Annotated in this window: 16 protein-coding genes and 1 pseudogene; 9 read left to right on the top strand and 8 right to left on the bottom strand. The window is 71.4% G+C overall.

From position 1 onward, the window contains the following. Positions 1–97: 97 nt before the first annotated feature. Together metX and ACWEVN_RS32160 are read right to left on the bottom strand one after the other, a co-directional pair. Positions 98–1,207 carry a homoserine O-acetyltransferase MetX gene (metX, locus tag ACWEVN_RS32155; protein WP_452053783.1) on the bottom strand — a complete coding sequence of 370 codons (1,110 nt, stop codon included), beginning with the start codon at positions 1,205–1,207 and terminating at the stop codon, positions 98–100. Beyond that, on the bottom strand, positions 1,204–2,508 hold the full coding sequence (locus ACWEVN_RS32160) for a bifunctional o-acetylhomoserine/o-acetylserine sulfhydrylase (RefSeq protein ID WP_452053784.1): 1,305 nt from the start codon (positions 2,506–2,508) through the stop codon (positions 1,204–1,206). Before ACWEVN_RS32160 ends, metX begins: the two co-directional genes overlap by 4 nt. A 173-nt stretch (positions 2,509–2,681) precedes the next feature. On the opposite strand from ACWEVN_RS32160, the gene rdmE reads away from it, so the two are divergent. The 3 genes from rdmE (at position 2,682) to ACWEVN_RS32175 (ending at position 7,225) form a co-directional block, all read left to right on the top strand. Continuing rightward, positions 2,682–4,220 carry an aklavinone 12-hydroxylase RdmE gene (gene rdmE, locus ACWEVN_RS32165; RefSeq protein WP_452053785.1) on the top strand — a complete coding sequence of 513 codons (1,539 nt, stop codon included), beginning with the start codon at positions 2,682–2,684 and terminating at the stop codon, positions 4,218–4,220. A gap of 362 nt (positions 4,221–4,582) precedes the next feature. Then, complete coding sequence (locus ACWEVN_RS32170) at positions 4,583–6,139, top strand: PucR family transcriptional regulator (protein WP_452053786.1); 1,557 nt, start codon at positions 4,583–4,585, stop codon at positions 6,137–6,139. Positions 6,140–6,304: 165 nt separating this feature from the next. Next, positions 6,305–7,225 (top strand): zinc metalloprotease, encoded by a 921-nt coding sequence (locus tag ACWEVN_RS32175; protein WP_452053787.1) that lies wholly within the window; start codon positions 6,305–6,307, stop codon positions 7,223–7,225. A 59-nt stretch (positions 7,226–7,284) separates the two neighbouring features. On the opposite strand, the gene ACWEVN_RS32180 is transcribed toward ACWEVN_RS32175, so the two are convergent. Continuing rightward, entirely contained in the window at positions 7,285–7,692 is a 408-nt protein-coding gene (locus tag ACWEVN_RS32180) for a pyridoxamine 5'-phosphate oxidase family protein (RefSeq protein WP_449686526.1), read from the bottom strand. Beyond that, positions 7,689–8,624, bottom strand: a complete 936-nt coding sequence (locus ACWEVN_RS32185) for a zinc-binding dehydrogenase (RefSeq protein ID WP_452053788.1) — start codon at positions 8,622–8,624, stop codon at positions 7,689–7,691. The genes ACWEVN_RS32180 and ACWEVN_RS32185 overlap by 4 nt, the downstream gene beginning before the upstream one ends. 171 nt (positions 8,625–8,795) lie before the next feature. On the opposite strand from ACWEVN_RS32185, the gene ald reads away from it, so the two are divergent. Continuing rightward, on the top strand, positions 8,796–9,911 hold the full coding sequence (gene ald / locus ACWEVN_RS32190) for an alanine dehydrogenase (RefSeq protein ID WP_310973373.1): 1,116 nt from the start codon (positions 8,796–8,798) through the stop codon (positions 9,909–9,911). Position 9,912: 1 nt separating this feature from the next. Here the strand turns inward: ald and ACWEVN_RS32195 are convergent, their stop codons facing one another. The 3 genes from ACWEVN_RS32195 to ACWEVN_RS32205 are packed head-to-tail and all read right to left on the bottom strand — an operon-like array spanning position 9,913 to position 13,102. Next, entirely contained in the window at positions 9,913–11,028 is a 1,116-nt protein-coding gene (locus ACWEVN_RS32195; RefSeq protein ID WP_452053789.1) for an acyltransferase family protein, read from the bottom strand. A 45-nt stretch (positions 11,029–11,073) separates the two neighbouring features. After that, positions 11,074–12,432, bottom strand: a complete 1,359-nt coding sequence (locus ACWEVN_RS32200) for an ATP-binding protein (RefSeq protein WP_452053790.1) — start codon at positions 12,430–12,432, stop codon at positions 11,074–11,076. Beyond that, on the bottom strand, positions 12,425–13,102 hold the full coding sequence (locus tag ACWEVN_RS32205; RefSeq protein WP_452053791.1) for a response regulator transcription factor: 678 nt from the start codon (positions 13,100–13,102) through the stop codon (positions 12,425–12,427). The genes ACWEVN_RS32200 and ACWEVN_RS32205 overlap by 8 nt, the downstream gene beginning before the upstream one ends. Before the next feature lie 665 nt (positions 13,103–13,767). Here ACWEVN_RS32205 and ACWEVN_RS32210 point away from each other — a divergent pair. From ACWEVN_RS32210 to ACWEVN_RS32225, 4 genes are all read left to right on the top strand, one after another. After that, entirely contained in the window at positions 13,768–14,823 is a 1,056-nt protein-coding gene (locus ACWEVN_RS32210; RefSeq protein ID WP_452053792.1) for an ABC transporter ATP-binding protein, read from the top strand. Beyond that, complete coding sequence (locus ACWEVN_RS32215) at positions 14,823–15,710, top strand: ABC transporter permease subunit (protein ID WP_449686533.1); 888 nt, start codon at positions 14,823–14,825, stop codon at positions 15,708–15,710. The genes ACWEVN_RS32210 and ACWEVN_RS32215 overlap by 1 nt, the downstream gene beginning before the upstream one ends. A gap of 95 nt (positions 15,711–15,805) precedes the next feature. Beyond that, complete coding sequence (locus ACWEVN_RS32220) at positions 15,806–19,552, top strand: ABC transporter ATP-binding protein (protein WP_452053793.1); 3,747 nt, start codon at positions 15,806–15,808, stop codon at positions 19,550–19,552. Positions 19,553–19,793: 241 nt separating this feature from the next. After that, positions 19,794–20,222 (top strand): DUF4291 family protein, encoded by a 429-nt coding sequence (locus ACWEVN_RS32225; RefSeq protein WP_452053794.1) that lies wholly within the window; start codon positions 19,794–19,796, stop codon positions 20,220–20,222. On the opposite strand, the gene ACWEVN_RS32230 is transcribed toward ACWEVN_RS32225, so the two are convergent. Further along, a complete protein-coding gene (locus tag ACWEVN_RS32230) occupies positions 20,219–20,491 on the bottom strand; it encodes a hypothetical protein (RefSeq protein WP_449686536.1) in 273 nt (90 codons plus the stop codon). The genes ACWEVN_RS32225 and ACWEVN_RS32230 overlap by 4 nt on opposite strands. A gap of 469 nt (positions 20,492–20,960) precedes the next feature. On the opposite strand from ACWEVN_RS32230, the pseudogene ACWEVN_RS32235 reads away from it, so the two are divergent. Beyond that, positions 20,961–21,926 (top strand): annotated as a pseudogene (locus tag ACWEVN_RS32235) (PHP domain-containing protein); the annotation flags it as partial. Positions 21,927–22,251 lie beyond the last annotated feature (325 nt).

The raw sequence follows: 22,251 nt of genomic DNA on the forward strand, positions 1-22,251 counted from the left end.
CTGAAGCGCCCCAATGTGGCGTTCGGTGCATCCAACGCACCGAACGCCACATTGGGTGCGTTCAACGCACCCAACGCCACATTGGGGCGCTTGGGGCTCAGCCGAGCAGGTGCTTCACCAGGGCCGCGATCTGGCCGGTTTCGATGAGGAACGAGTCGTGCCCGTACGGCGACGACACCACCGACGGCTCCGGCGTACCCGGGATCCCGGCCGCGATCTCCGCCGACTGGTACAGCGGGTAGAGCCGGTCGCTGTCGACGCCGGCGATCACCGCCCGCGCCGTCACGCGGCCCAGTGCCGCCGCCACGCCGCCTCGGCCGCGGCCGACGTCGTGGGTGTTCATCGACTCGGTCAGCACCAGGTAGCTGTTGGCGTCGAAGCGGCGGGCCAGCTTGGCCGCGTGGTGGTCCAAATAGGACTCGACGGCGAACCGGCCGCCGCGCAGCGGATCTTCGCCGTCCTGCGGGAGCCGGCCGAACCGCTGGGCCAGCTCCGGCTCGCTGCGGTAGGTGACGTGCGCGATCCGCCGGGCGATGCCCAGACCGGCCACGGGTCCCGAAGCCGCCGAGTAGTAGTCGCCACCGCGGAAGAACGGGTCGCTGCGGATCGCGTGCAGCTGCGGGGCGGTCCAGGCGATCTGCTCGGCCGACGCCCGCGCGGTCGACGCCAGCACGAGCACCGAAGCCACCCGCGAGGGCAGCGAGACCGCCCACTCCAGCGCGCGCATCCCGCCCATCGAGCCGCCGATGACGGCGGCCCAGCGCGAAACGCCCAGCGCGTCCGCCAGTGCCGCTTCGGCCGCGACCTGGTCCCACACCGTCACCACCGGGAACCGGCTGCCCCACGGCGTCCCGTCCGGATCCGGCGACGACGGCCCGGTCGAGCCCTGGCAGCCGCCCAGCACGTTCGGGACCACGACGAAGAACTCGTTCGTGTCCAGCGCCTTGCCCGGCCCGATCAGCCCGTCCCACCAGCCTGCGCTCGGGTGCCCCGGCTCGGCGGGCCCGGCCGCGTGGCTGTCGCCGGTCAGCGCGTGCTCGACGAGGACCGCGTTGGACGCGTCGGAGTTCAGCGTCCCCCACGTCTCGTACGCGAGCGTGAACGAAGGCAGCACGCCACCGGCCTCGAGCGCCAGCGCGCCCGGGCCGGTGACGAACTTCCGGCGGCCCGGCGGATCGCCGATCCGCCAGGCGCCGGACACGGTCACAGTTCCGCCTTGGCCGCCCGGAATCCGGCTTCGAGGTCGGCCTTGAGGTCCTCGATCCCCTCCAGCCCGACGGCGAGCCGGACCAGTCCGGGCGTCACACCGCTGGAGAGCTGTTCCTCGGGCGTCAGCTGGCTGTGCGTGGTCGACGCCGGGTGCACGATCAGGCTGCGGACGTCGCCGATGTTCACCAGCTGGCTGTGCAGCTCGGTGCCGTCGACGAACTTCCGGCCCGCCTCCACGCCGCCGCGCAGGTCGAACGACAGGACCGCGCCCGCGCCGCGCGGCAGGTACTTTTGCGCGTTGGCGAAGTGCGGGCTCGACGGCAGGCCGGCGTAGTAGACCTTCTCGACCTCGTCGCGCTGCTCCAGCCACTCTGCCAGCGCCTGCGCGTTCGAGACGTGCCGCTCGAGGCGCAGCGAAAGCGTCTCGATGCCCTGCAGGATCAGGAAGCTGTTCAACGGCGAGATCGCCGCGCCGGTGTCGCGCAGGATCTGGACGCGCGCCTTGGCCGCGTACGAGCCGGGGCCGAGCGCCTCCCAGTACTTCAGGCCGTGGTAGCTCGGGTCGGGCTCGTTGAAGCCGGGGAACTTCTCCGGGTTCTTGCCGAAGTCGAACGTGCCGCCGTCGACCAGGACGCCGGCCACCGTCGTGCCGTGGCCGCCGAGGTACTTCGTCGCGGAGTGCACGACGACGTCGGCGCCGTGCTCGATCGGGCGCAGCAGGTACGGCGTCGGCACGGTGTTGTCGACGACGAGCGGGACGCCGGCTTCGTGCGCGACGTCGGCGACGCCCCGGATGTCGAGGACGTTGCTGCCCGGGTTGGCCAGCGTCTCGGCGAAGAACAGCTTCGTGTTCGGCCGGACGGCGGCGCGCCACTGCTCGAGATCGTCCTGGTCGTCGATGAACGTGACCTCGACGCCGAGCTTCGGCAGCGTGTAGTGGAAGAGGTTGTAGGTGCCGCCGTAGAGCGACGGGCTCGAGACGAAGTGGTCGCCCGCGCCGGCGAGGTTGAGGATCGCCGCCGTGGTCGCGGCCGAGCCGGACGCGAACGCCAGCGCCGCGACGCCGCCTTCGAGCGCGGCGAGCCGCTGCTCCAGCACGTCCTGGGTCGGGTTCATGATCCGCGTGTAGATGTTGCCGGGCTCGGCCAGGCTGAACAGGTCGGCGCCGTGCTGGCTGTCGCGGAAGACGTACGACGTCGTCTGGTAGATCGGTGTCGCCCGGGCCCCGGTGGCCGGGTCCGGCGCGGCGCCCGCGTGGATCTGCTTGGTCTCGAAGGACCACGCCGAAGTCTCGGTCATCGGTTTTCTCCTTGCGGCTCAAGGGGTTCGCGGAGGGCTGCCGAATGCGAAGCTACTTGCGCCGAACGGCCTACCCAACCCTTCCCACCTCCTGGGAGCCGAGTTGCCTTGCCTGATGAATCTCTTTGTGTCTAAGATATCCGCCAGGGAGATTCACAGATGGGGAGATACCTATGAACGAGCGGGTACAGGTGCTGGTCGTCGGAGCGGGATTGGGCGGGCTGTCGGCCTCGCTCTTCCTCGCGCAGGCCGGAGTGGACGTGCTGGCCGTGGAGCGGCACGCGGGGACGTCGGTCCACTCGCGCGCCGCCGGGCAGAACTGGCGCACCATGGAGTTGTTCCACTGGGCGGGAATCGACCGCGAGGTGCTGGCGGCGAGCCCGCGGGCGTCGCAGGGGCTGCGGATCACCGTCGCGACCAGCCTGGCCGGCCGGGTGCTGCACCGGCTGGTCCAGGACGGCAGCGAGTTCGACGTCTCGGCGTCGACCACCCTGCCCGCCGGCCTGGCCGGCCAGGACGTCGTGGAGCCGATCCTGCTGGCGCACGCGGAAAAGGCGGGCGCACGGGTGCGGTTCCGGACCGAGCTGACGGACCTGGCACCGGACGGCGACGGCGTCACGGCGACGCTGCGCGATCGCGAGTCCGGCGAAGAAACCGTGGTGCGCGCGGACTACGTCGTCGCCGCCGACGGCGGGCGCAGCGGGATCCGGCAGCGGCTCGGCATCGGGACCACCGGGATGGACGCGCTGAGCCACTGCCTCGGCGTGGTGTTCGACGCCGACCTCGGCGACCGCGTCCACCCCGGCCTGACCGACCTGTTCTACCTGCAGCACCCGGACTTCACCGCCGGGTTCGTCACCACCGACGTGCCGGACCGGTACGTCTTCGCGCCGGACTACTTCCCCGGCCGCGGCGAACGCCCGGCCGACTTCACCCGCGACCGGCTGGTCACGATGATCCGCGCCGCCACCGACCTCCCGGACCTGGAGCCGGAGATCGTCTGGACGGGCTCGTGGGAGGTCGCCGCGCGGCTCGCCGACCGGTTCCGCGCCGGCCGGGTCTTCCTGGTCGGCGACGCGGCGAAGGTGACGCCCCCGACCGGCGGGCTGGGCGGCAACACCGCGGTCGGCGACGCCGCGGACATCGCGTGGAAGCTGGCCGCGGTGCTGCGTGGCGAAGCGGGCCCGGCACTGCTCGACACCTACGAAGCCGAGCGGAAGCCGATCGCGCGGATGGTCATCGACACGTCCCTGCACAACATGAAGCAGCGCATGCACCCCGATCTCGACGTCACCGGGCTGACGAAGGCCGAGGACCAGCTGGCCGTCACGCTCGGGTTCCGCTACCGCTCGACGGCCGTGCTGCCGGAGGAGCCGGACGACGGCGAGCGCGTCGAGGACATCCAGGCCCCGACCGGGCGGCCCGGCTTCCGGGCGCCGGGACTGGCGTCCACTGTGGACCTGCTGGGACATTCGTGGGTGCTGCTCTGCGCGGGCGACGGTACGCGGTGGCAGCCGGCCGCGGCGGAGCAGGCCATCCGCCTCGACTGCCACACGATCGACGACGACGTCTTCGCCGCCCGGTACGGCCTTTCGCGGGGCGGCGCCTCGCTGGTGCGGCCCGACGGAATCGTCGCGTGGCGCTCCCCGGAACCGGCCGGGAACCCGGCCGGCGAGCTGCGGAGGGTCCTGACGGCGGTCCTTTCGCGCTAAGAAGTTCGGCGTCGGAATCTGGTCGGCGGTGGCGCCGGGGGCGGTCCTCGATGTTCTCGCTGAGCACGAGGATCGTCCCGTCCGGAGCGGTCACCGCACCCTTTCCCGGCGAAACCTTCCGGTCGATCGCGCGAGGATGCCATACCCCGGAACCGGCGTTGCGGGATGAAATAGGGTCGGCGCCTTCCCGGACCCGGAATCGATCGGCGGGTCCGGTATTCGGAAAATCCCAGGAGCGCTATGAGCGAATCCCCCTGAACGCCTGCCGGGGTGGTGCGACCGCCCGCCACCGCCCCGGCAGGCCCCGCACACCCCGGCGACCCTACCGAGCCGTCGCCGGGTTTCTCGGCGAGAATGCTCCCGTGGTTTCGGTGCGCAGCGTGGTCGACCGGGTGGGGCCGACGCTGCTCCACGCGCTCCAGCTGCCCGACGACTCGCCCGCCGTCGCCGACGTCGTCATCGCCGAACCCGGCGGGGCCCTCACGCTGTCCGCCGGGGACCTCGTGCTCGGCGTCGCCACGACCGGCCCCGACGACGCCGCCGAACTCGTGAAGCAGAGTGCCGGACAGGGCGCGGCCGCCGTGCTGCTCAAGCCGCCGCTGGCCGCGAAACCGGCGGTCAAGCGGGCCGCGAAGGCCAGCGGGATCGCGCTGATCCAGGTGCACGCCGCGACGTCGTGGGCGCAGCTCGTCTGGCTGCTGCGGACCGTCCTGGACGCCCTGGCCGACGAGTCGGAGGACCTCGACCCCGGCTCCGGCGACCTGTTCCGGCTGGCCGACGCCGTCGCGAGCGTCGTCGACGCGCCGGTGACCATCGAGGACACCAACTCGCGCGTGCTCGCCTACTCCGCCCGTCAGGACCTGACCGACCCCGCCCGCGTCGCCACGATCATGGGCCGCCGCATCCCCGACGACGTCCTCGCGCGGTTCCGGTCGCGCGGGGTGTTCCGCGAGCTGTCCCGCGGCCGGCAGACGATCTTCGTCCCGGCCCAGCGCGACGGCACGCTGCCGCGGCTGATCGTGCCGATCCGGATGGGTGGCGAGCTGCTCGGGTCGATGTGGGCGGTGGTCGCCGGGCCGGTGTCCGACGAGCGCGCGGCCGCCTTCGCCGACGCCGCCCCGGTCGTCGCGCTACACCTGCTGCGGCGCCGCGCGCACACCGACGCGCAGCGCCGCGCGTCGGCCGAACTGCTGCGTGCGGTGCTCGAAGGCCACGCGAACCCGCGCAAGGCGATGGCGGAGCTGGACCTGGCCGACGAGCCGCACCGCGTGGTCGTCATCGAGGTCACCGGCGGCGACGGGCGCGACGCCGAGGGTCTGCGGCTCGCGCTGCTCGAACGGATCTCCCAGGGCATCGGCAGCCGCCCGGTGGCGACCGAGCTCGGCGGGCTGCTCTACGCCGTGGTGCCGGACCGCGCGGGTCCGGGCGGCTGGGCCGAGCTGCGCCACGCCCTGGCCACGCAGCCGGCGTCCCGGCGCGGCGGCGCCCCGCGCGCGGCGGCGGGCTCCCCCGGCGGCCTCGCCGACCTCTCGGCGTCGCGCGCCCAGGCCGACGAAGCCCTCGGCCTGCTGCGCGCCGAAATCCTCACCGACCGCGTGATCGCCTTCGACGAAGCCTGGACGTCGCTGACCCTGCACCGCGGCGCGACCGCGGCGACCGCGGCCCGGGTCGCCGACCTCGGTCCGCTGAGCACCCTGCGCGCGCACGACGAATCGGGCAAGGCCGGCTACGTCGAGACGCTCTACGAGTGGCTGCGGCACCCGGGCGACCCGCGGGCGGCGGCGCGGGAGCTGCGGATCCACCCGAACACCCTGCGGTACCGGATGCGGAAGCTGCTCGAACTGGTGCCGCTGGACCTCGACGACCCCGACGTCCGGCTGGCGCTGCTGACCCAGCTCGTCGCGGTGCGCTGGAGCTGACTGGGCCGTTCGGCGCAGTATCCGAAGTATGCACTAGTCCGCATGGATCGCGCCGATCGTACGGAGTGTCTTTTCCAGCCGAAAGATGGTGGATAACGAAGATCGCGTGCCGCATTTTCTCTTCACCACCCCGGGTAGCCGGGTCGTTGCAAGAGGAGTTCCTCCATGAGCAGTTCGGAGCGGTTCGGCAGGGCCATCAAACTGGGCGCGGTGTCCGCGCTCTCCCTGGTCGCCCTGGTCGTCCCGGCGGCAGGAGCCGGGGGCGCCGTCGCGGCGCCGAGCGGCGACTGCTTCACCCCCGCCCACGCCGCGGACCGCAGCAAGGACGGGCACGCCGACTCGGTGTCCCCGGCCGAGGCGGCCCGCATGGAAGCGGACCTGCAGAGCAAGCTCGCCGGCAAGCGCACGGCGTTCTCGGCCCAGGCCGCGGCCGCGGTGTCGATCCCGGTGTACTTCCACGTGATCACCAGCGGTTCGACCGGCAACCTGCCGGCGGCCACGATCAGCAAGCAGATCTCGGTCCTGAACAGCGCGTACGCGTCGAGCGGCTTCAGCTTCTCGCTGGTCAGCACCGACTACACGAACAACTCCACCTGGTACAACGGCATCACCGACGGCACCTCGGCCGAGCGCAACATGAAGAACGCGCTGCGCAAGGGCGGCGCGAACGCGCTGAACATCTACACGGCCAAGCTCGGCGACGACCTGCTCGGCTGGGCGACGTTCCCGTCGAACTACAAGTCCCAGCCGAAGCTGGACGGCGTGGTCATCCTCGACGAGTCCCTCCCGGGCCGCTCGGCGACGAACTACAACGAGGGCGACACGGCCACCCACGAGGTCGGCCACTGGATGGGCCTGTACCACACGTTCCAGGGCGGCTGCTCCGGTTCGGGCGACTACGTGTCGGACACCCCGGCCGAGGCCACGGCGACCTCGGGCTGCCCGGCGAGCAAGGACACCTGCTCATCGGCGGGCGTGGACCCGGTGCACAACTTCATGGACTACAGCTACGACAGCTGCATGTACGAGTTCACCGCGGGCCAGGCCTCGCGGATGAAGAGCTCGTGGTCGGCATACCGCGGCTGAGTTTTCGTCTTCCCGCGGCGGAACCCGTGAAGGCCTTCCCGAGTCTCTCGGGGAGGCCTTCACGGCACTCGGTAGCTCAAGTCGTGCGCGACCAGCCGAGAAGGCCGCAGGTACACCCACACCGCCCCGACGTCCCCGTACAGGTACTCCCGGAACCGCGGATCCCACCCCGACTCCTCGGCTCCCAGGTACCGCACCAGCTTCCGCCGCCCCCGCGCCACGTCGAACGGCCGCACCTCCGCCTCACCGCGCGCCAGAACCTGCAGGACCACCCCGGTCTCGAGCTCGCAGACATCCACCGTCAACGCGATCCGCGACTTCGCCCGGACGAGCGCCGGCAGCCGGGACCACGGCCCGCTGAGGATCCAGAACGCGCCGTCCTCCCACAGGTACCACGTGGGCCGGACCGTCGGCCCGTCCGTCGCCACCCGCGCCGTCAGCGGCCGGGCCAGGAAGTCGTCGATCACAGGACCAGCAACGTCTTTCCCACCGTCACGCGGGACTCGATCGCCGCGTGGGCGTCCGCCGCCTTCTCCAGGGGGAAGCGCTGGCCGATCACCGGCACCAGGCTCCCCTCGGCCGCCGACGCCAACGCCGCTTCCGTGAACGCCCGCATCTCCGGCGGCGAACCGATCGACCGCACCAGCGAAACTCCGCGCGCCGCAGCGTCCTCTTCGGACACTTCGGCCCACGAACCGCCCGCCAGCCCGTACACCGCCATCCGGCCGCCCGGGCGCAGGAGCCCGAACGCCGCCGTGCCGATCGGCCCGCCCACTCCGTCGAACACGACGTCCACCGGGCCCACCTCGGACGTCCAGTCCGGCCGCAGGTAGTCGACGACCGAAGAAGCCCCGCGCACCTGTGCCACCTTCGCCGGCCCGCCCGCCGCGCCGATCACCGTTGCTCCCGCCGCCGTCGCAAGCTGGACCAGCAAGCCGCCGACGCCGCCCGCCGCCGCCTCGACCAGGACCCGGTCGCCCGGGCGCACGCCGGTCGCCCGGACCAAGCCGGTCGCCGTCCGGCCGTCCGCCAGCAGCGCCACCGCCGCGTCGAGGGACAGCGCGGGCGGCACCTCGAACACCGCCGCCGCGTCCACCGCGACGCGCTCGGCGTACCCGCCCGAACCGCCCGTCGCCGTGACCACCCGCTGTCCCGCCAGCCCCGGGTCCACCCCCGCGCCGACCGCGCTGATCACGCCGCCGACGCCGTTGCCCGGGATCACCGGCAGCGACGCCCGGAACGGCCCCGGCGCCCCCGCCCGGAACTGCGTCTCGACGAACGTCGTGTTCGCGAACACCACCTCCACCAGCACCTGGCCCGGCCCGGGCACCGGATCCGGCGCCTCCCCCGGGACGAGGACTTCCGGACCGCCGAACTCTCTCAACCACACCGCACGCATGCCGCAACGCTGCAACTTCAAGTGAAGTCGAGGTCAAGACGCTTGTTCCAGCAGAACCACGAATGCCGCCGAGAATTGTCCGGGCAGCACGATGACACCGCCGTCCGGGTGGCTCACCGTGAGTGGCAACACCGCCCCGTCCCGGACGCTGACCGACCCAGGAGGCCGACCATGCGTATCGCCGTTCCCCGTGAAATCAAGAAGCACGAATACCGGGTCGCGCTGACCCCGGCCGGGGTGCACGAGCTGGTCGGGCGTGGGCACGACGTCTTCGTCGAGACCGCCGCCGGAGTGGGTTCGTCCATCACCGACGAGGAGTACGTCGCCGCCGGCGCGAAGATCCTCGCCACCGCCGACGAGACCTGGGCCGAGGGCGAGCTCGTGCTCAAGGTCAAGGAGCCCATCGCCGAGGAGTACGGCCGGCTCCGCCGCGACCAGGTCCTCTTCACCTACCTGCACATCGCCGCCGACCGGCCGCTGACCGACGCGCTGCTCGCCGCCGGCACCACCGCGATCGCCTACGAGACGGTGCAGACCGCCTCCGGCGCCCTTCCGCTGCTCGCCCCGATGTCCGAGGTCGCCGGCCGGCTCGCCCCGCAGGTCGGCGCGTTCTCCCTGATGAAGCCCAGTGGCGGCCGCGGTGTGCTGCCCGGCGGCATCCCCGGCGTCCACCCGGCGCGCGTCGTCGTCATCGGCGGCGGTGTCGCGGGCCTGAACGCCGCCCGCGTCGCGCTCGGCCTCGGCTCCGACGTCGAGATCCTCGACACCAACGTCGACCGCCTCCGCCAGATCGACAACGACTTCGGCGGCCGCATCCGCACGGTGACGTCGAACCGGCTCTCGGTCGAGGAGTCCGTGCTGCAGGCCGACCTGGTCATCGGCGCGGTGCTCGTCCCCGGCGCGAAGGCGCCGAAGCTGGTCTCGAACGAGCTCGTCGCCCGGATGAAGCCGGGCAGCGTGCTCGTCGACATCGCGATCGACCAGGGCGGCTGCTTCGCCGACTCGCGCCCGACCACGCACGACGACCCGACCTACACCGTGCACGAGTCCGTCTTCTACTGCGTCGCGAACATGCCGGGCGCGGTGCCCCGGACGTCGACCTACGGCCTCACCAACGTCACGCTGCCCTACGCGGTCCAGCTGGCCGAGCACGGCTGGAAGGCCGCGCTGCAGGCCGACGCCGCGCTGGCCAAGGGCCTCAACACGCACGACGGCGCCCTGACCAACGGCCCGGTCGCGGTGGCCCACGACCTGCCGCACACGCCGCTGGACACCGTCCTCGCCTGAGCTATTCCGCCCGAGCGGGCTCCCGTCGCACCGCGGCAGGGGCCCGCTCCCCTTTTCGCAGCAGCCGCCGCCCGAACGCGATCGACGGCAGCTCGACCCACCGCCGCAGCCCGCAGGCGAAGAGCAGCGCGACGGCGGCCGTCGCGACGGCCTTGCCGAGCCCGGTCGGCAACACCAGGCCGGTCACGCCCGCGGCGCCGGTCTGGGCGAGGTAGAGCGCGTACGACCGGTCCCCGATGAACTTCAGCGGCCGGCTCGAGAGCACCCGCCGGACCGGGCCCGGCCCGAGGACCGCCACGAGCAGCAGCGCCGAACCCGCCGCGTACACCGGGACGACGAACTGCCAGTGCCCGCCGAACTGCTGTCCCAGCGGCTTGACCGACAGCTGCAGCACGCAGAACCCCAGCGCGACCAGCACCGCCGCGGCCGGGCTGGTCAGCGGCCGGAACACGGCGAACCCGCGCGGGTGGTGCAGCGCCAGCGCGAGCAGGCAGCCGATGACCAGTGAGCAGTAGTGCACGCTGAGCTCGGCCCACCGCTGCGACGGCGCGAGCGGCAACGCTCCGAAGAGGACACCGGTCACCACCGCCCCGGCGACCAGCAGGCGCAGCGCGGTCCGGCCGGTGCGGGCGAACGACGTCAGCACGAGCAGGGCGGGCCAGACGAGGTAGAACTTCTCCTCCACGCCCAGCGACCACGACGTGGGGTAGGGCGTGTTGTAGTCGACCAGCTCGTTGCCGAAGACCAGGTAGAACGGCATCGCGTCGCCGAGCCGGCTGCTCTGGTACGTCCCGGCGAGGGTGACGGCCAGCGCCGTCAGGCCGAGCAGCAGGAAGTACACCGGCATGATCCGGAAGACCCGGCGGACGTAGAAGCCGCGCAGCGAGACGCAGCCGGCGGCGTCCTCTTCGCGCAGCGCCAGCGTGGTGATCAGGAAGCCGGACAGCACGAAGAACAGCTGGACGGCGATCCAGCCCTGCAGCGGGTCGGCGACCGGGCCGCCGTAGTGGAAGAACACGACGGCCAGGGCGGCGAGCGCGCGCAGGCCGGTCAGGCCGGGGAACCACGAGGAAGCGCGGTATTCGGCGTGGTCGAGCGGCCGCCAGGAAAGGATCATGCCCGCAGCGTCGATCCCGACCGCTGAACCGGGCCTGAAGCCGGCTTAAGACGTCTTCAGCTCCGGCAACCGGACGACGAACCGGCTGCCCTCCTCGACCGCCGCCGTGCCGCCGTGGGCCCGGGCGATGTCGGCGACGATCGCCAGGCCCAGGCCGGAACCGCCCTCGTCGCGGTCGCGGGCGTCGTCCAGCCGGACGAAGCGGTCGAAGACGCGCTCGCGGTCCGCTTCCGGGATGCCCGGCCCGTCGTCGTCGACGGTGAGCACCACCTGTCCGTCCACCGTGGACACCGTGACGGCGACGCGGGCGACGGCGTGCCGCTGCGCGTTGTCGACGAGGTTGCGGACCAGCCGTTCCAGCCGCGACCGGTGGCCGCGCACCGACGGCGTCCCGCTGACCTCGACGTCGACCCCGCTCCGGCCGGCCGCGACCGCACCGACCACTTCGGACAGCGCGACCGGTTCCCGCCGGTCCGGTCCGGCGTGGTCGAGTTTGCCGAGCAGCACCAGGTCGGCGACGAGGTCCTGCAGCCGGGTGACGTCGAGCAGCGCGTTCTCGCAGGACTGCCGCCAGTCGAGCCGGTCGGGGTGGGCCAGGAGCACTTCGAGCTGGGTCCGCAGCGACGCCAGGGGCGTGCGCAGTTCGTGCGACGCGTCGGAGGTGAACCGGCTCTGCCGAGTGACGGCCTCGTCGAGCCGGCCGAGCATCGTGTTCATCGTCCCGGCCAGCCGCGCGATCTCGTCGCCGGTGCGCGGGTCCGGGACGCGCCGGCCGAGGTCGTGCGCGCCGATTTCGGCGACCTCGCCGCGGATGGCCTCGACCGGGCGCAGCGACCGCCGCACGGCGAGCCACGCGATGACGCCGATGAGCAGCGCGACCGCGGGCACGCCGGCCGTCAGCGCGGTCCGGGCGGAGTCGACCGCCGCCAGCCCCTCGGGGTCGAGCTGGGCGCCGGCGAACACGTCGTACCGGCTGTCGCCGCTGTCGGCGTGCACGACGTGCAGGGTGAGGTCGTCGTCGAGCCCGCGCAGCTCGGGCGCGCAGCCGACGGACGCCGGTGCGGACCGGTCGTACTGGTAGGGCCGCACGGTGACCTGGGTGTCGTAGGCGGCCAGGGTCGTGTCGCGCAGGGCCGGGCAGGAGGCGACCGACGTGCCCTGCCGGTCTTTGACCTCGTAGATCGAGTCACGGCCGAGCAGGGCGAGGTCGGCGGGCCGGGCGCCGGTGTTCAGGAGCTGGACGATGGCGTCGGCGTGGGCGTCGGCGAGCTGGGTGGCGGTGTTCTCGAGCCGGCTGCGTGCCTGGAGGACGAACCACACGGAGACCGCTCCGAGTGCCACGGCGGAGGCGGCGAAGGCCGTGACGGCGACGCGGAACCGGGTGGAGCGCCAGAAGTCAGGCACCCGCGGTCACCACGTGGTAACCGGCGCCGCGGACGGTCCGGATGGTTTCCGCGCCGAAGGGGACGTCGATCTTGCGCCGCAGCGCGCTGACGTGCACTTCCACCAGGTTGGCGGTGGCGGAGGCGGCGAAGTCCCAGAGGTTGTCGAGCAGTTCGGCTTTGGTGACGACCTGCCCGGGCCGTTGCATGAGGTAGGCGAGGAGGGCGAACTCCTTGCTGGTGAGCGTGATGTCGGCGGTGCCGCGCCGGCAGGTCCGCCCGGCTTGGTCGAGCTCGAGGTCCCCGAGTTTGAGGACCCCGGGCCGGGTGGCGCCGCCACGCCGGATGAGCGCACGCAGCCGGGACAGCAGGACGCCGTAGGAGAAGGGTTTGGGCAGGAAGTCATCGGCGCCGGTGTCGAGGGCCTCGATCTCGTCGTCCTCGCCGTCCTTGGCGGTGAGCATCAGGATCGGGGTGCTGTTCCCTTGGTCCCGAAGCCGCCGGCAGACGCGGTACCCGTTGAGCCCGGGCAGCATGATGTCGAGGACGATGGCGGCATAGGGGTGTTCACCGGCGTGCCAGAGGGCATCCCGCCCGTTGTGGGCGACATCGACGGCGTACCCCTCGGCACTGAGCCCGGCCCGCAGAGCCTCGGCAAGCCGCCGTTCGTCTTCAACGAGCAAGATCCGCATCGCGCAACGATGCCACAGCTCAGCCCCACCCCAACAACCCAAAGCCCCAGCCAGGCGCACCCGCCTCCACACCCAACCCAGCCAGCCTCGCCCGCGCCTTCACACCCAACCCAGCCAGCCAGCCCACCTCGGCGCCAAGCCAGCCAGCCCAGCCCGCCTTCACACCCAAGCTAGCCACGCGGGCCCGCCTTCACGCCGAAGCCGCCAGCACCGGGCTGGCTTCACACCCAACCCAGCCAGCACCGGGCTGGCTTCACGCCAAAGCCAGCCAAGGTCCGGCAGGGCTGGGAGTCTGGCGAAGGCACCGTGGGGGTCCGGGGGGCTCGGCCCCCCGGGGTAATACGACGAAGTCGACCATGAGCGGCGAAGCCGCGATAAAGGAAGACGAGGGCGACCCGCTCAACCAGCCTGGGGGTCACTGGGAGCGGGCCGCCGGTACCTAGCTTAGAGGGGTTTGGCGGAGTTGGCTGCACCGGGTCGGCAAGTCGCACGAATTCTTTACCAAGTTGATCGTCGGGGGGTCGTGAATCCTCTGGTCAGTGCCTCGGAGGCGGTTCCGGCCGGTAGCGGAAAGTGACGAAGGTCGCTCTCGGGTGTTCCGTGCGCGCGAGCGTCGCCGGTAGGGCAGGATGACGCCGCATCAGCGGGGAACGTTAGGGGACGGTATGCACGACGGCAGTGGCCGGATTGTGGTGCAGAACCTGAGCAAGCGGTTCGGCGCAGTGAACGCCGTGCAGAACCTGAGCTTCACGGTCGAACCCGGTTCGGTGACGGGGTTCTTGGGTCCGAACGGCGCCGGTAAGACGACGACGTTGCGCATGTTGCTCGGTTTGGTGACACCCACTTCGGGGATGGCGACGATCAACGGGCGGCCGCATTCGCAGCTGGGGAATCCGGCGCGGGTGGTGGGCTCGGTCCTGGAGAACGAGGGGTTCCACCCGGGCCGGACGGCGCGTAACCACCTTCGGGTGTATGCCGCGGCCATCGGGGTGCCGGATCGGCGTGCGGACGAGGTGCTCGGCTTGGTGGGGCTGGGCAGTGCCGCGGATCGGAAGGCGGGCGGGTTCTCGCTCGGTATGCGGCAGCGGCTGGCGCTGGCGACGGCGTTGCTGGGTGATCCGCAGGTGCTGGTGCTGGACGAGCCGACGAACGGTCTCGATCCCGAGGGCATCCTGTGGTTGCGCAACTTCCTGCGTTCGTACGCGCGGGAGCAGCGGCGGACGGTCCTGGTCTCGAGTCACCTGCTGAACGAGGTCGAGCAGCTGATCGACCAGGTCGTCATCATCAGCCAGGGTGTCACGCGTTATTACGGCCCGCTGGAGCAGCTGCGCAAGAGCCAGCAGTCGCGGGTGCTGGTGCAGCCGGCGGATCCGTCGGGGTTGGTGAAGGCGTTGCAGGACAACGGCATCGTCGGGGTTTCGCCGACGCCGGACGGCCGGGTGGCGGTCGCCGGGTCGAGTGTGCAGCAGATCGGTGACATCGCCGCGAAGGCGGGGATCGCCGTCTACGGGATGCAGGAGGAGCACGCCGATCTGGAGCGGATGTTCTTCCAGTTGACGCAGGGTCAGTACACCGGCGCGCCGGGTCAGCCGCCGCCGGGTTACCCGCCGCAGCCGCAGTTCCAGGGCCCGCCGCCGGGTTATCCGCCGCAGCAGCACTACCAGCAGGGTCCGCCGTCGGGCCCGCAGCAGCAGCAGTACTGGGGAGGACCGCAGCAGTGATGGGCAACCTGATCAAGGCGGAGTTCCGCAAGACGCTGTCGCTGAACACGTGGTGGGTGCTGCTGATCCCGCTGGTGCTGGTCGCGTTCTGGATGACCTTCGCGTGGGGCAGCCTCACGAACGATTTCGCGGACTTCCTGGGCAGCAAGGACGCCCGGCAGGTCAGCGAGATGATCGGCCTCGATCCGGGCAAGATCCCGGTGGGGTTGCTGGCGCTGGCGCACGGGGTGAACATCGCGCAGCTCGTCCCGGCGTTGTTCGGCGTGTTCGCGCTGGCCGGGGAGTACCGCAACAAGACGATCACGACGACCTTCCTCACCGCGCCGAACCGGGTTTCGGCGCTGACCGCGAAGATGCTCACCTACCTGGTGTGGGGCGCTCTCTACGGCCTGATCAGCTTCGGCGTTTCGGCGCTCGCGGTGATGGCGTCGGTGGACTCGGGCCGGTGGCCGTCGGCGGGTCAGTGGCTGGCCGCGCTCGGCGGGTCGGTGCTGGCCGGGGCGCTGGTGACGTTGTTCGGCATCGGGTTCGGCGCGGTGCTGCGCAGCGTGCCGCTGGCCGTCGTGCTGCTGATGGTGTGGTTCCTGATCCTGGAAAACGTCGTGGTGATCGTGTTCTGGGCCTGGCTGGACATCGACATCCTGGGCGGGATCCTGCCGAACGGCACCGCGAACGGGATCGTCGGCGGCATCGCGGCGGACGCCTTCGGGTTCAACTCGCTCGACCTGCCGGCCAGCGTGGACTCCGGTTCGCAGCTGGTGCTCCAGCTGACGGCGGGTGCGCCCGGCGTGCTCTCGTGGTGGGCGTCGGCGCTGATCTTCCTCGCGTGGACGATGCTCTTCTTCGGCCTCGGCTGGGCGGGCAACCAGAAGCGCGACATCACGTAGTCCGGCTGTCCGCGAAGGCCACCTCGAGCAGCTCGAGGTGGCCTTCGCGGCATTCGGGGAAATATTTTGTCGGTGGTGGCGCTTACTGTCACAACGTGACCGTTGCTCCGCCTCGCTCCCGTCAAGAGCTCCCACCCGTCGAGACGGCCGGCTGGATCCGCCGGCTGTCCGCCGCGGCGTGGGAGCATCGCGTGCTCGTTGTGCTGTCGCTGCTGGCCGCCGCCTTCGGGGTCGGCGTGCAGGCCGTGAGCCCGTTGCTGGTGCGCGCGGCGGTGGACGACGCGGTGGCGGGGCAGACCGGCGGGCTGCCCGGGATCGCCGGGTTCCTGGTGGCGCTGCAGCTGGTCGCCTTCGGCACCGCGTTCGCGCGCCGCTACCTCGGCGGGAAGCTCGCCCTCGACGTGCAGCACGATCTGCGCCAGCGCGTCTTCAACGCCGTTTCGCGGCTGGACGGCGGCAAGCAGGACGCGCTGCGCACCGGCCAGGTCGCCTCGCGCGCGATCTCCGACCTGCAGCTGGTCACCGGGATCCTGATGCAGGTGCCGCTGTCGTTCGGCTCGGTGGTCTTCGCGCTGCTGTCGTTCGTCGCCATGCTGTATCTGTCCCCGGTACTGACGCTGATCGCGCTGGTCGTCACGCCGGCGGTCGGCATCATCGTGACGCGCAGCCGCAAGCGGCTCTTCCCGGCCACCTGGTCGGCGCAGCAGCGCGCGGCGGATGTCGCGCAGCAGGTCGAAGAGACCGTCACCGGCGTCCGGGTGGTCAAGGGGTTCGGCCAGGAGACGCGGGAGGTCTCGAAGCTGGAAGCGACCGCGCGGAAGCTGTTCGGGGAGCGGCTGCGCGCGGCGAAGCTCTCGGCGGTCCCGACGGCGACCACCGCCGCGCTGCCGGCCGCCGGCCAGGTCGCCGTGCTCGGCATCGGCGGTGTCCTCGCGCTGAACGGGTCGATCACGCTCGGCACGTTCCTGGCCTTCGCCACCTACCTCGCGACGCTGATCGGGCCGGCCCGGATGCTGTCCGGCCTGGTCGTGCAGGCGCAGCTGACCCGGGCCGGCGCCGAGCGGGTGTACGAGCTGATCGATGCGCAGCCGGAGGTCGTCGACGCGCCGGACGCGCGGCCGCTGCCGGAGGGGCCGCTGGGCGTGCAGCTCGAGGGCGTCCGCTTCGGCTACACGCGCACCGAACCGGTGCTGGACGGCCTGTCGGTCACCGCGAACCCGGGCGAGACCCTGGCGCTGGTCGGCACCGCGGGGTCCGGGAAGTCGACGATTTCGCTGCTGCTGCCCCGGTTCTACGACGTGCACGAGGGCTCGGTGCGGGTCGGCGGCCTCGACGTCCGGGACGTCCCGCTGCGGCAGCTGCGGCAGGCGATCGGCGTGGTGTTCGAGGAGGCGTTCCTGTTCTCCTCGTCGATCCGGGACAACATCGCCTACGGCCGTCCGGACGCCACCGACGAGGAGGTCGTCGCGGCGGCCAGGGCCGCGGAGGCGGACGGCTTCATCCGCGCGTTGCCGGACGGCTACGAGACGCTGGTCGGCGAGCGCGGGCTGACGCTCTCGGGCGGGCAGCGGCAGCGGCTGGGGCTGGCCAGGGCGCTGATCACCGACCCGCGGATCCTCGTCCTCGACGACGCGACCTCGGCCATCGACACGGTCACCGAGGCGGCCATCTACGACACCTTGCGGTCGGTCACCGCGGCCCGCACCACCCTGCTGATCGCGCACCGGCGGTCCACCCTGGCGCTGGCGGACCGGATCGCGGTGCTCGACGAGGGCCGCGTCGTCGACGTCGGCACCGAGGCCGAGCTGATGGCGCGCTGCCCGCTGTTCCGCGAGCTGGTGGCGGGCCCGGGCGACGACGTCGAGGAGAAGCACCGCTGCGAGGGCCTGGACTCCGGCCGGGACGGCGTCACGCCGTCGCTGTGGCCGCGTGACGAGAGCCGCGACGAAGTCGACGAGCTGGCCGAAGCCGCGCAGATGCGCAGCGGCGACCCGAACAGCAGCGGGTTCGTCGGCGGGGGCGGCGGCCTCGACGTCCCGCCGACGCCGGAGCTGATCGAGGGCGTGCGCAAGCTGCCGCCGGCCGTCGACGAGCCGCGCCTGCCCGGCGTGGACGTCACCGCGCCCGACCCGAAGTTCCGGCTGGCCGGGCTGCTGCGGCCGGTCCGCTGGCCCCTGGCCGTGGTGATCGCGCTGGTGGCGGCGGACGCGCTGGCGTCGATCGCGCTGCCGGGGCTGTACCAGTTCGGCGTCGACCACGGCGTGCGCACCGGCGTCGAGTGGCTGATCTGGCTCGCCGCCGGGATCGGCGCCGTGGTGATCGCGGCCGACTGGCTGGTGGTCTTCGCGCAGACGCGGCTGACGTCCCGGGTGGGCGAGACGGTGCTGTACGCGCTGCGCGTCCGCAGCTACGCGCACTTGCAGCGGCTCGGGCTCGACTACTACGAGCGGGAGCTGTCCGGGAAGATCATGACCCGGATGACGACGGACGTCGACGCGCTCTCGACGTTCCTGCAGACCGGCCTGGCCACCGCGGTGGTGAGCGCGCTGACGCTGGCCGGGATCACGGCCGCGCTGCTGGTCACCGACGCCGGCCTGGCGCTGTACGCGCTGGCGATGGTGCCGGTGCTGGCGGTGGCCACGGTGATCTTCCGGCGGTCGGCGTCGAAGGCGTACAACGAGGCCCGCGAGCGGGTCAGCGTCGTGAACGCGGACATGCAGGAGAACGTCAGCGGGCTGCGGGTGGCGCAGGCGTACACGCGGGAAGACCGCTCCGCGGAGGCGTTCGCTTCGCGCAGTGACGACTACCGCCGCTCGCGGCTGCGGGCCCAGCGGTACGTGGCGACGTACTTCCCGCTGGTGGCGCTGCTGTCGGACCTGGCGACCACGACGGTGCTGGTGGTGGGCGCGAACCGCGTGTCGGCGGGCACGCTGTCGGCCGGTGTGCTGCTCGCGTTCCTGCTGTACCTGCAGCAGTTCTTCTCGCCGATCCAGCAGCTGTCGGCGGTGTTCGACGGCTACCAGCAGGCGAGCGTCGGCCTGAACCGCATCGGCGACCTGCTGCGGACGCCGACGTCGGTGCCGGCGGCGGAGCACCCGGTCACGGTGCCGGAGCGGCTGCGCGGCGAAGTCTCGTTCAAGGAGGTCGGGTTCTCCTACACCGGCGCGGAGTCCCCGGCGCTGGCGGAGTTCTCGCTGGACGTCGCGGCGGGCGAGACGATCGCGCTGGTCGGCGCCACCGGCGCGGGCAAGTCGACGGCGGTGAAGCTGGTGGCCCGCTACTACGACGTCACCGGCGGCGAGGTCCGGATCGACGGCACGGACGTCCGCGAGTACGAGCTGGCCGGCCTCCGCCGCCGGATGGGCGTGGTGCCCCAGGAGGCCCACCTGTTCTCGGGCACGGTGGCGGACAACGTCCGCTACGGCCGCCCGTCGGCCACGGACGCGGAGGTCGAGGCGGCGGTCCGCGCGGTCGGAGCCCTGGACGGCGTCGCGGCCCTGCCGGCGGGCTTCCTGCAGCCGGTGGGCGAGCGCGGCCGCTCCCTGTCGGCGGGCCAGCGCCAGCTGGTGGCCCTGGCCCGGGCGGAGCTGGTGGACCCGGACGTCCTGCTCCTCGACGAAGCCACCGCGGCCCTCGACCCCTCAACCGAGGCGGCGGTCCTCCGAGCGACGGAGACGGTCGCCCGCCGCCGCACCACCTTCGTGGTCGCCCACCGCCTGGCCACGGCGGCCCGAGCAGACCGCATCGTCGTCCTCGACCACGGCCGGATCGTCGAAACCGGAACCCACACCGAGCTCCTGGCCGCCAACGGCCCCTACGCCCGCCTCTGGTCCCTCGGCTGACCCGTAACTCGCGTGATCCAAGCCGGAACTCGCGTGATCAGACCCGTAACTCGCGTGATTGAAGCCGGAACTCGCGAGTTCCGGCTTCAATCACGCGAGATACGTCCCCCATCACGCGAGTTCCGGCTCCGATCACGGGTGCTCTCTTGCGCACGAAAGTTCGTGGCCGGGTGGGGCGGGCGCTGGGAGCATGGCGGGCATGTTCGAAGAGAAGCGGGTTCCTGACCGGCAGGTTCGGGCCATGCAGACCGACGGGACCGTGCGGGTCTACCTGGGCTGCTCGCCGGCCGTCGCTGATGCCGCGCTCGAGAAGCAGGGCTTCGAACGCGGCGGGGCGGTGCCGGTGACGCCGTCGTTCCGGCTCGCGGCCCACGACAGCGACAACGGGCGCAAGCCCGGCCACGAGCGCATCCTGGCCGTCGACCTCACCCGTGAAGGCTTCGAGCGGGCCCTCCAGGGGCACGTCGAGTGGGTGCCGGAGCGAGATCTCGACCACACCGCGCTGAACTTCCAGGCGGTCCGGCTCGCCGGCGAGCCGGCCGACGAATGGATCACCGCCATCACCGACGTCACACCTGTGATGCGCGACATCGCCGGGTTGCTGGCCACCGACCAGCTCCACCTGGCCGTCAAGCTCGTCCCCCACGAACCGCCCTACGAACGGGGTTAAGGCAGCGCCCGCCACTTCAGCGAGCCCAGCCCCGCCGCCTCCACCTCGGGGCGGGACGCCCAGCGGACCGTCCCCGGACGGACGTGGATCCCGGCCGCGACCAGCCAATCCGGCTCGTCGGGCTCGACCCACTCCATCTCCTCGAAGTCGGCGAGCGTGGGCCAGACGGCCGAGCAGGAATCACACCGGAGCACGACCGTGCCGGACTCGGTGACCAGCGGCCGCACCAAGCCCTGGTCCCAGAACGACGGACATTCGACCAGCCACATCGCCCCAGCAGAACCCACGCCGGTGAACGCCCGACGGCCGCGGGGCGACGGCGGCCGGAAGAGCCCGGGAACCCTGTACCCGGTCCAGCGCTTAAGGTTCCCTTATAGGGGATCGCAACGTGCTGACCTGGTATTTAGGAGGAAAAATGCCCTCCACCTGGTCATATAGTACACGAGTTGTCTCACGAGGTTGCGAGGAAGTGTCACCGTGCGACCTGGGCGGATCAGCTCTCTGCCCACACTCTGCCCACGGCTGAAGTCGTCGGCCCGACCAGGTTTCCCGCTGGGAAAGCTGGTCGGGACCGGCGACCCAAGCTCGCGCCGCCCATACGGGCGAAACCCCCGACGAGCCGAGGGGGGAGGGGCGCGTCGGGGGTTCCGGACACGACGTTACAGCGGAGCGGCAGCGATTGGAGACGTGTTCACTCGGCTAGGCTGTACCCCTCAGCCGAAGCCCATCAATCGCGTCATGACGACGCACGGGGGGATACAGCCCGTGGCGGACTCGTTCGTTCACCTGCATGTGCACACCGAGTACTCGATGCTCGATGGGGCCGCGAAGGTTGGCCCCCTGTTCAAGGAAGTAACCCGGCTGGGCATGCCAGCGGTGGCCATCACCGATCACGGCAACATGTTCGGTTCCGACGACTTCTATCAGCAGTCGAAGAAGTTCGGCGTCAAGCCGATCATCGGCATCGAGGCGTATTTGGCGCCGGAGAGCCGCTTCCATAAGAAGCCAGTCTTCTGGGGGGATCGCAGCCAGCGTGGCAGCGACCAGGACGGCGAGGGCGGCGACGTGTCCGGTGGCGGTGCCTTCACTCACATGACCATGTGGGCCGCGAACGCGACCGGGCTGAGGAACCTCTTTACGCTGATCTCCAGGGCGTCTATGGAGGGCCAGTACCGCAAGCCACGGATGGACCGCGACCTCCTCGCCGAGTACAACGAGGGCATCATCGCGACGACGGGATGCCCGTCTGGGGAGGTCCAGACTCGGCTGCGGCTTGGCCAGCGGGAGCAGGCCATGCAGGCGGCGTCGGACTTCAAGGACATCTTCGGCGCGGACAACTTCTACTTGGAGCTGATGGACCACGGCTTGCCCATCGAGCGATCGGTGCGCGCGGGCCTGCTGGAGATCTCCAGGCTGCTCGACCTGAAGCCGGTGGCGACGAACGATTCACACTACGTCACCCGGGACCAAGCGGACTCACACTCAGCGCTGCTGTGCGTGCAGACGGGAAAGACGCTCAACGACCCCACCAGGTTCAAGCTCGACGGCGACGGCTACTACCTCAAGTCCGCCGCGGAGATGCGCGAGTACTGGGACAAGGAGCTGCCTGGCGCGGCCGACGCCACGCTGGAGATCGCAGAGCGGGTCGAGTCGTACGCCGAGATGTTCGCGCATAAGGACCGGCTGCCGATCTTCAACGTGCCAAGGTCGCCGCTGCACGAGGCCGCGTGCGAGCAGCTCGCCGCCCGACAGGGCGGGTCCCTCGATGCGAGGGCGCTCATGCTTCGCGTGGAACTTGAGGCGGACTCGACCCCAGAGCAGATCATCGGGGGCGTCCGGGAGAAGCTGACCGCGCACGCCGGCTCTACGCCGGTCTGCCTGGTGCTGTGCGAAGACGAGAAGGAAACTCCGCTGGCGGTCACCGACTTCCCTGTGACGCTCTCCGGCGGCCTGCTGCGCGACCTTAACGGGCTTACTGGCATCACTGTGGCCTGAAAGCGCCCTGCCCCCGCTGCCAATCGGCGACGGG

The sequence above is a fragment of the Amycolatopsis sp. NPDC003861 genome, assembly GCF_053605405.1.

Excerpts from the sequence above, each read along its gene's own strand:
- ACWEVN_RS32160 (WP_452053784.1), bottom strand. The coding sequence starts at position 2,508 with ATGACCGAGACTTCGGCGTGGTCCTTCGAGACCAAGCAGATCCACGCG.
- rdmE (WP_452053785.1), top strand. The coding sequence starts at position 2,682 with ATGAACGAGCGGGTACAGGTGCTGGTCGTCGGAGCGGGATTGGGCGGG.
- ACWEVN_RS32175 (WP_452053787.1), top strand. The coding sequence starts at position 6,305 with ATGAGCAGTTCGGAGCGGTTCGGCAGGGCCATCAAACTGGGCGCGGTG.
- ACWEVN_RS32185 (WP_452053788.1), bottom strand. The coding sequence starts at position 8,624 with ATGCGTGCGGTGTGGTTGAGAGAGTTCGGCGGTCCGGAAGTCCTCGTC.
- ald (WP_310973373.1), top strand. The coding sequence starts at position 8,796 with ATGCGTATCGCCGTTCCCCGTGAAATCAAGAAGCACGAATACCGGGTC.
- ACWEVN_RS32195 (WP_452053789.1), bottom strand. The coding sequence starts at position 11,028 with ATGATCCTTTCCTGGCGGCCGCTCGACCACGCCGAATACCGCGCTTCC.
- ACWEVN_RS32205 (WP_452053791.1), bottom strand. The coding sequence starts at position 13,102 with ATGCGGATCTTGCTCGTTGAAGACGAACGGCGGCTTGCCGAGGCTCTG.
- ACWEVN_RS32210 (WP_452053792.1), top strand. The coding sequence starts at position 13,768 with ATGCACGACGGCAGTGGCCGGATTGTGGTGCAGAACCTGAGCAAGCGG.
- ACWEVN_RS32215 (WP_449686533.1), top strand. The coding sequence starts at position 14,823 with ATGGGCAACCTGATCAAGGCGGAGTTCCGCAAGACGCTGTCGCTGAAC.
- ACWEVN_RS32225 (WP_452053794.1), top strand. The coding sequence starts at position 19,794 with ATGCAGACCGACGGGACCGTGCGGGTCTACCTGGGCTGCTCGCCGGCC.
- ACWEVN_RS32230 (WP_449686536.1), bottom strand. The coding sequence starts at position 20,491 with ATGTGGCTGGTCGAATGTCCGTCGTTCTGGGACCAGGGCTTGGTGCGG.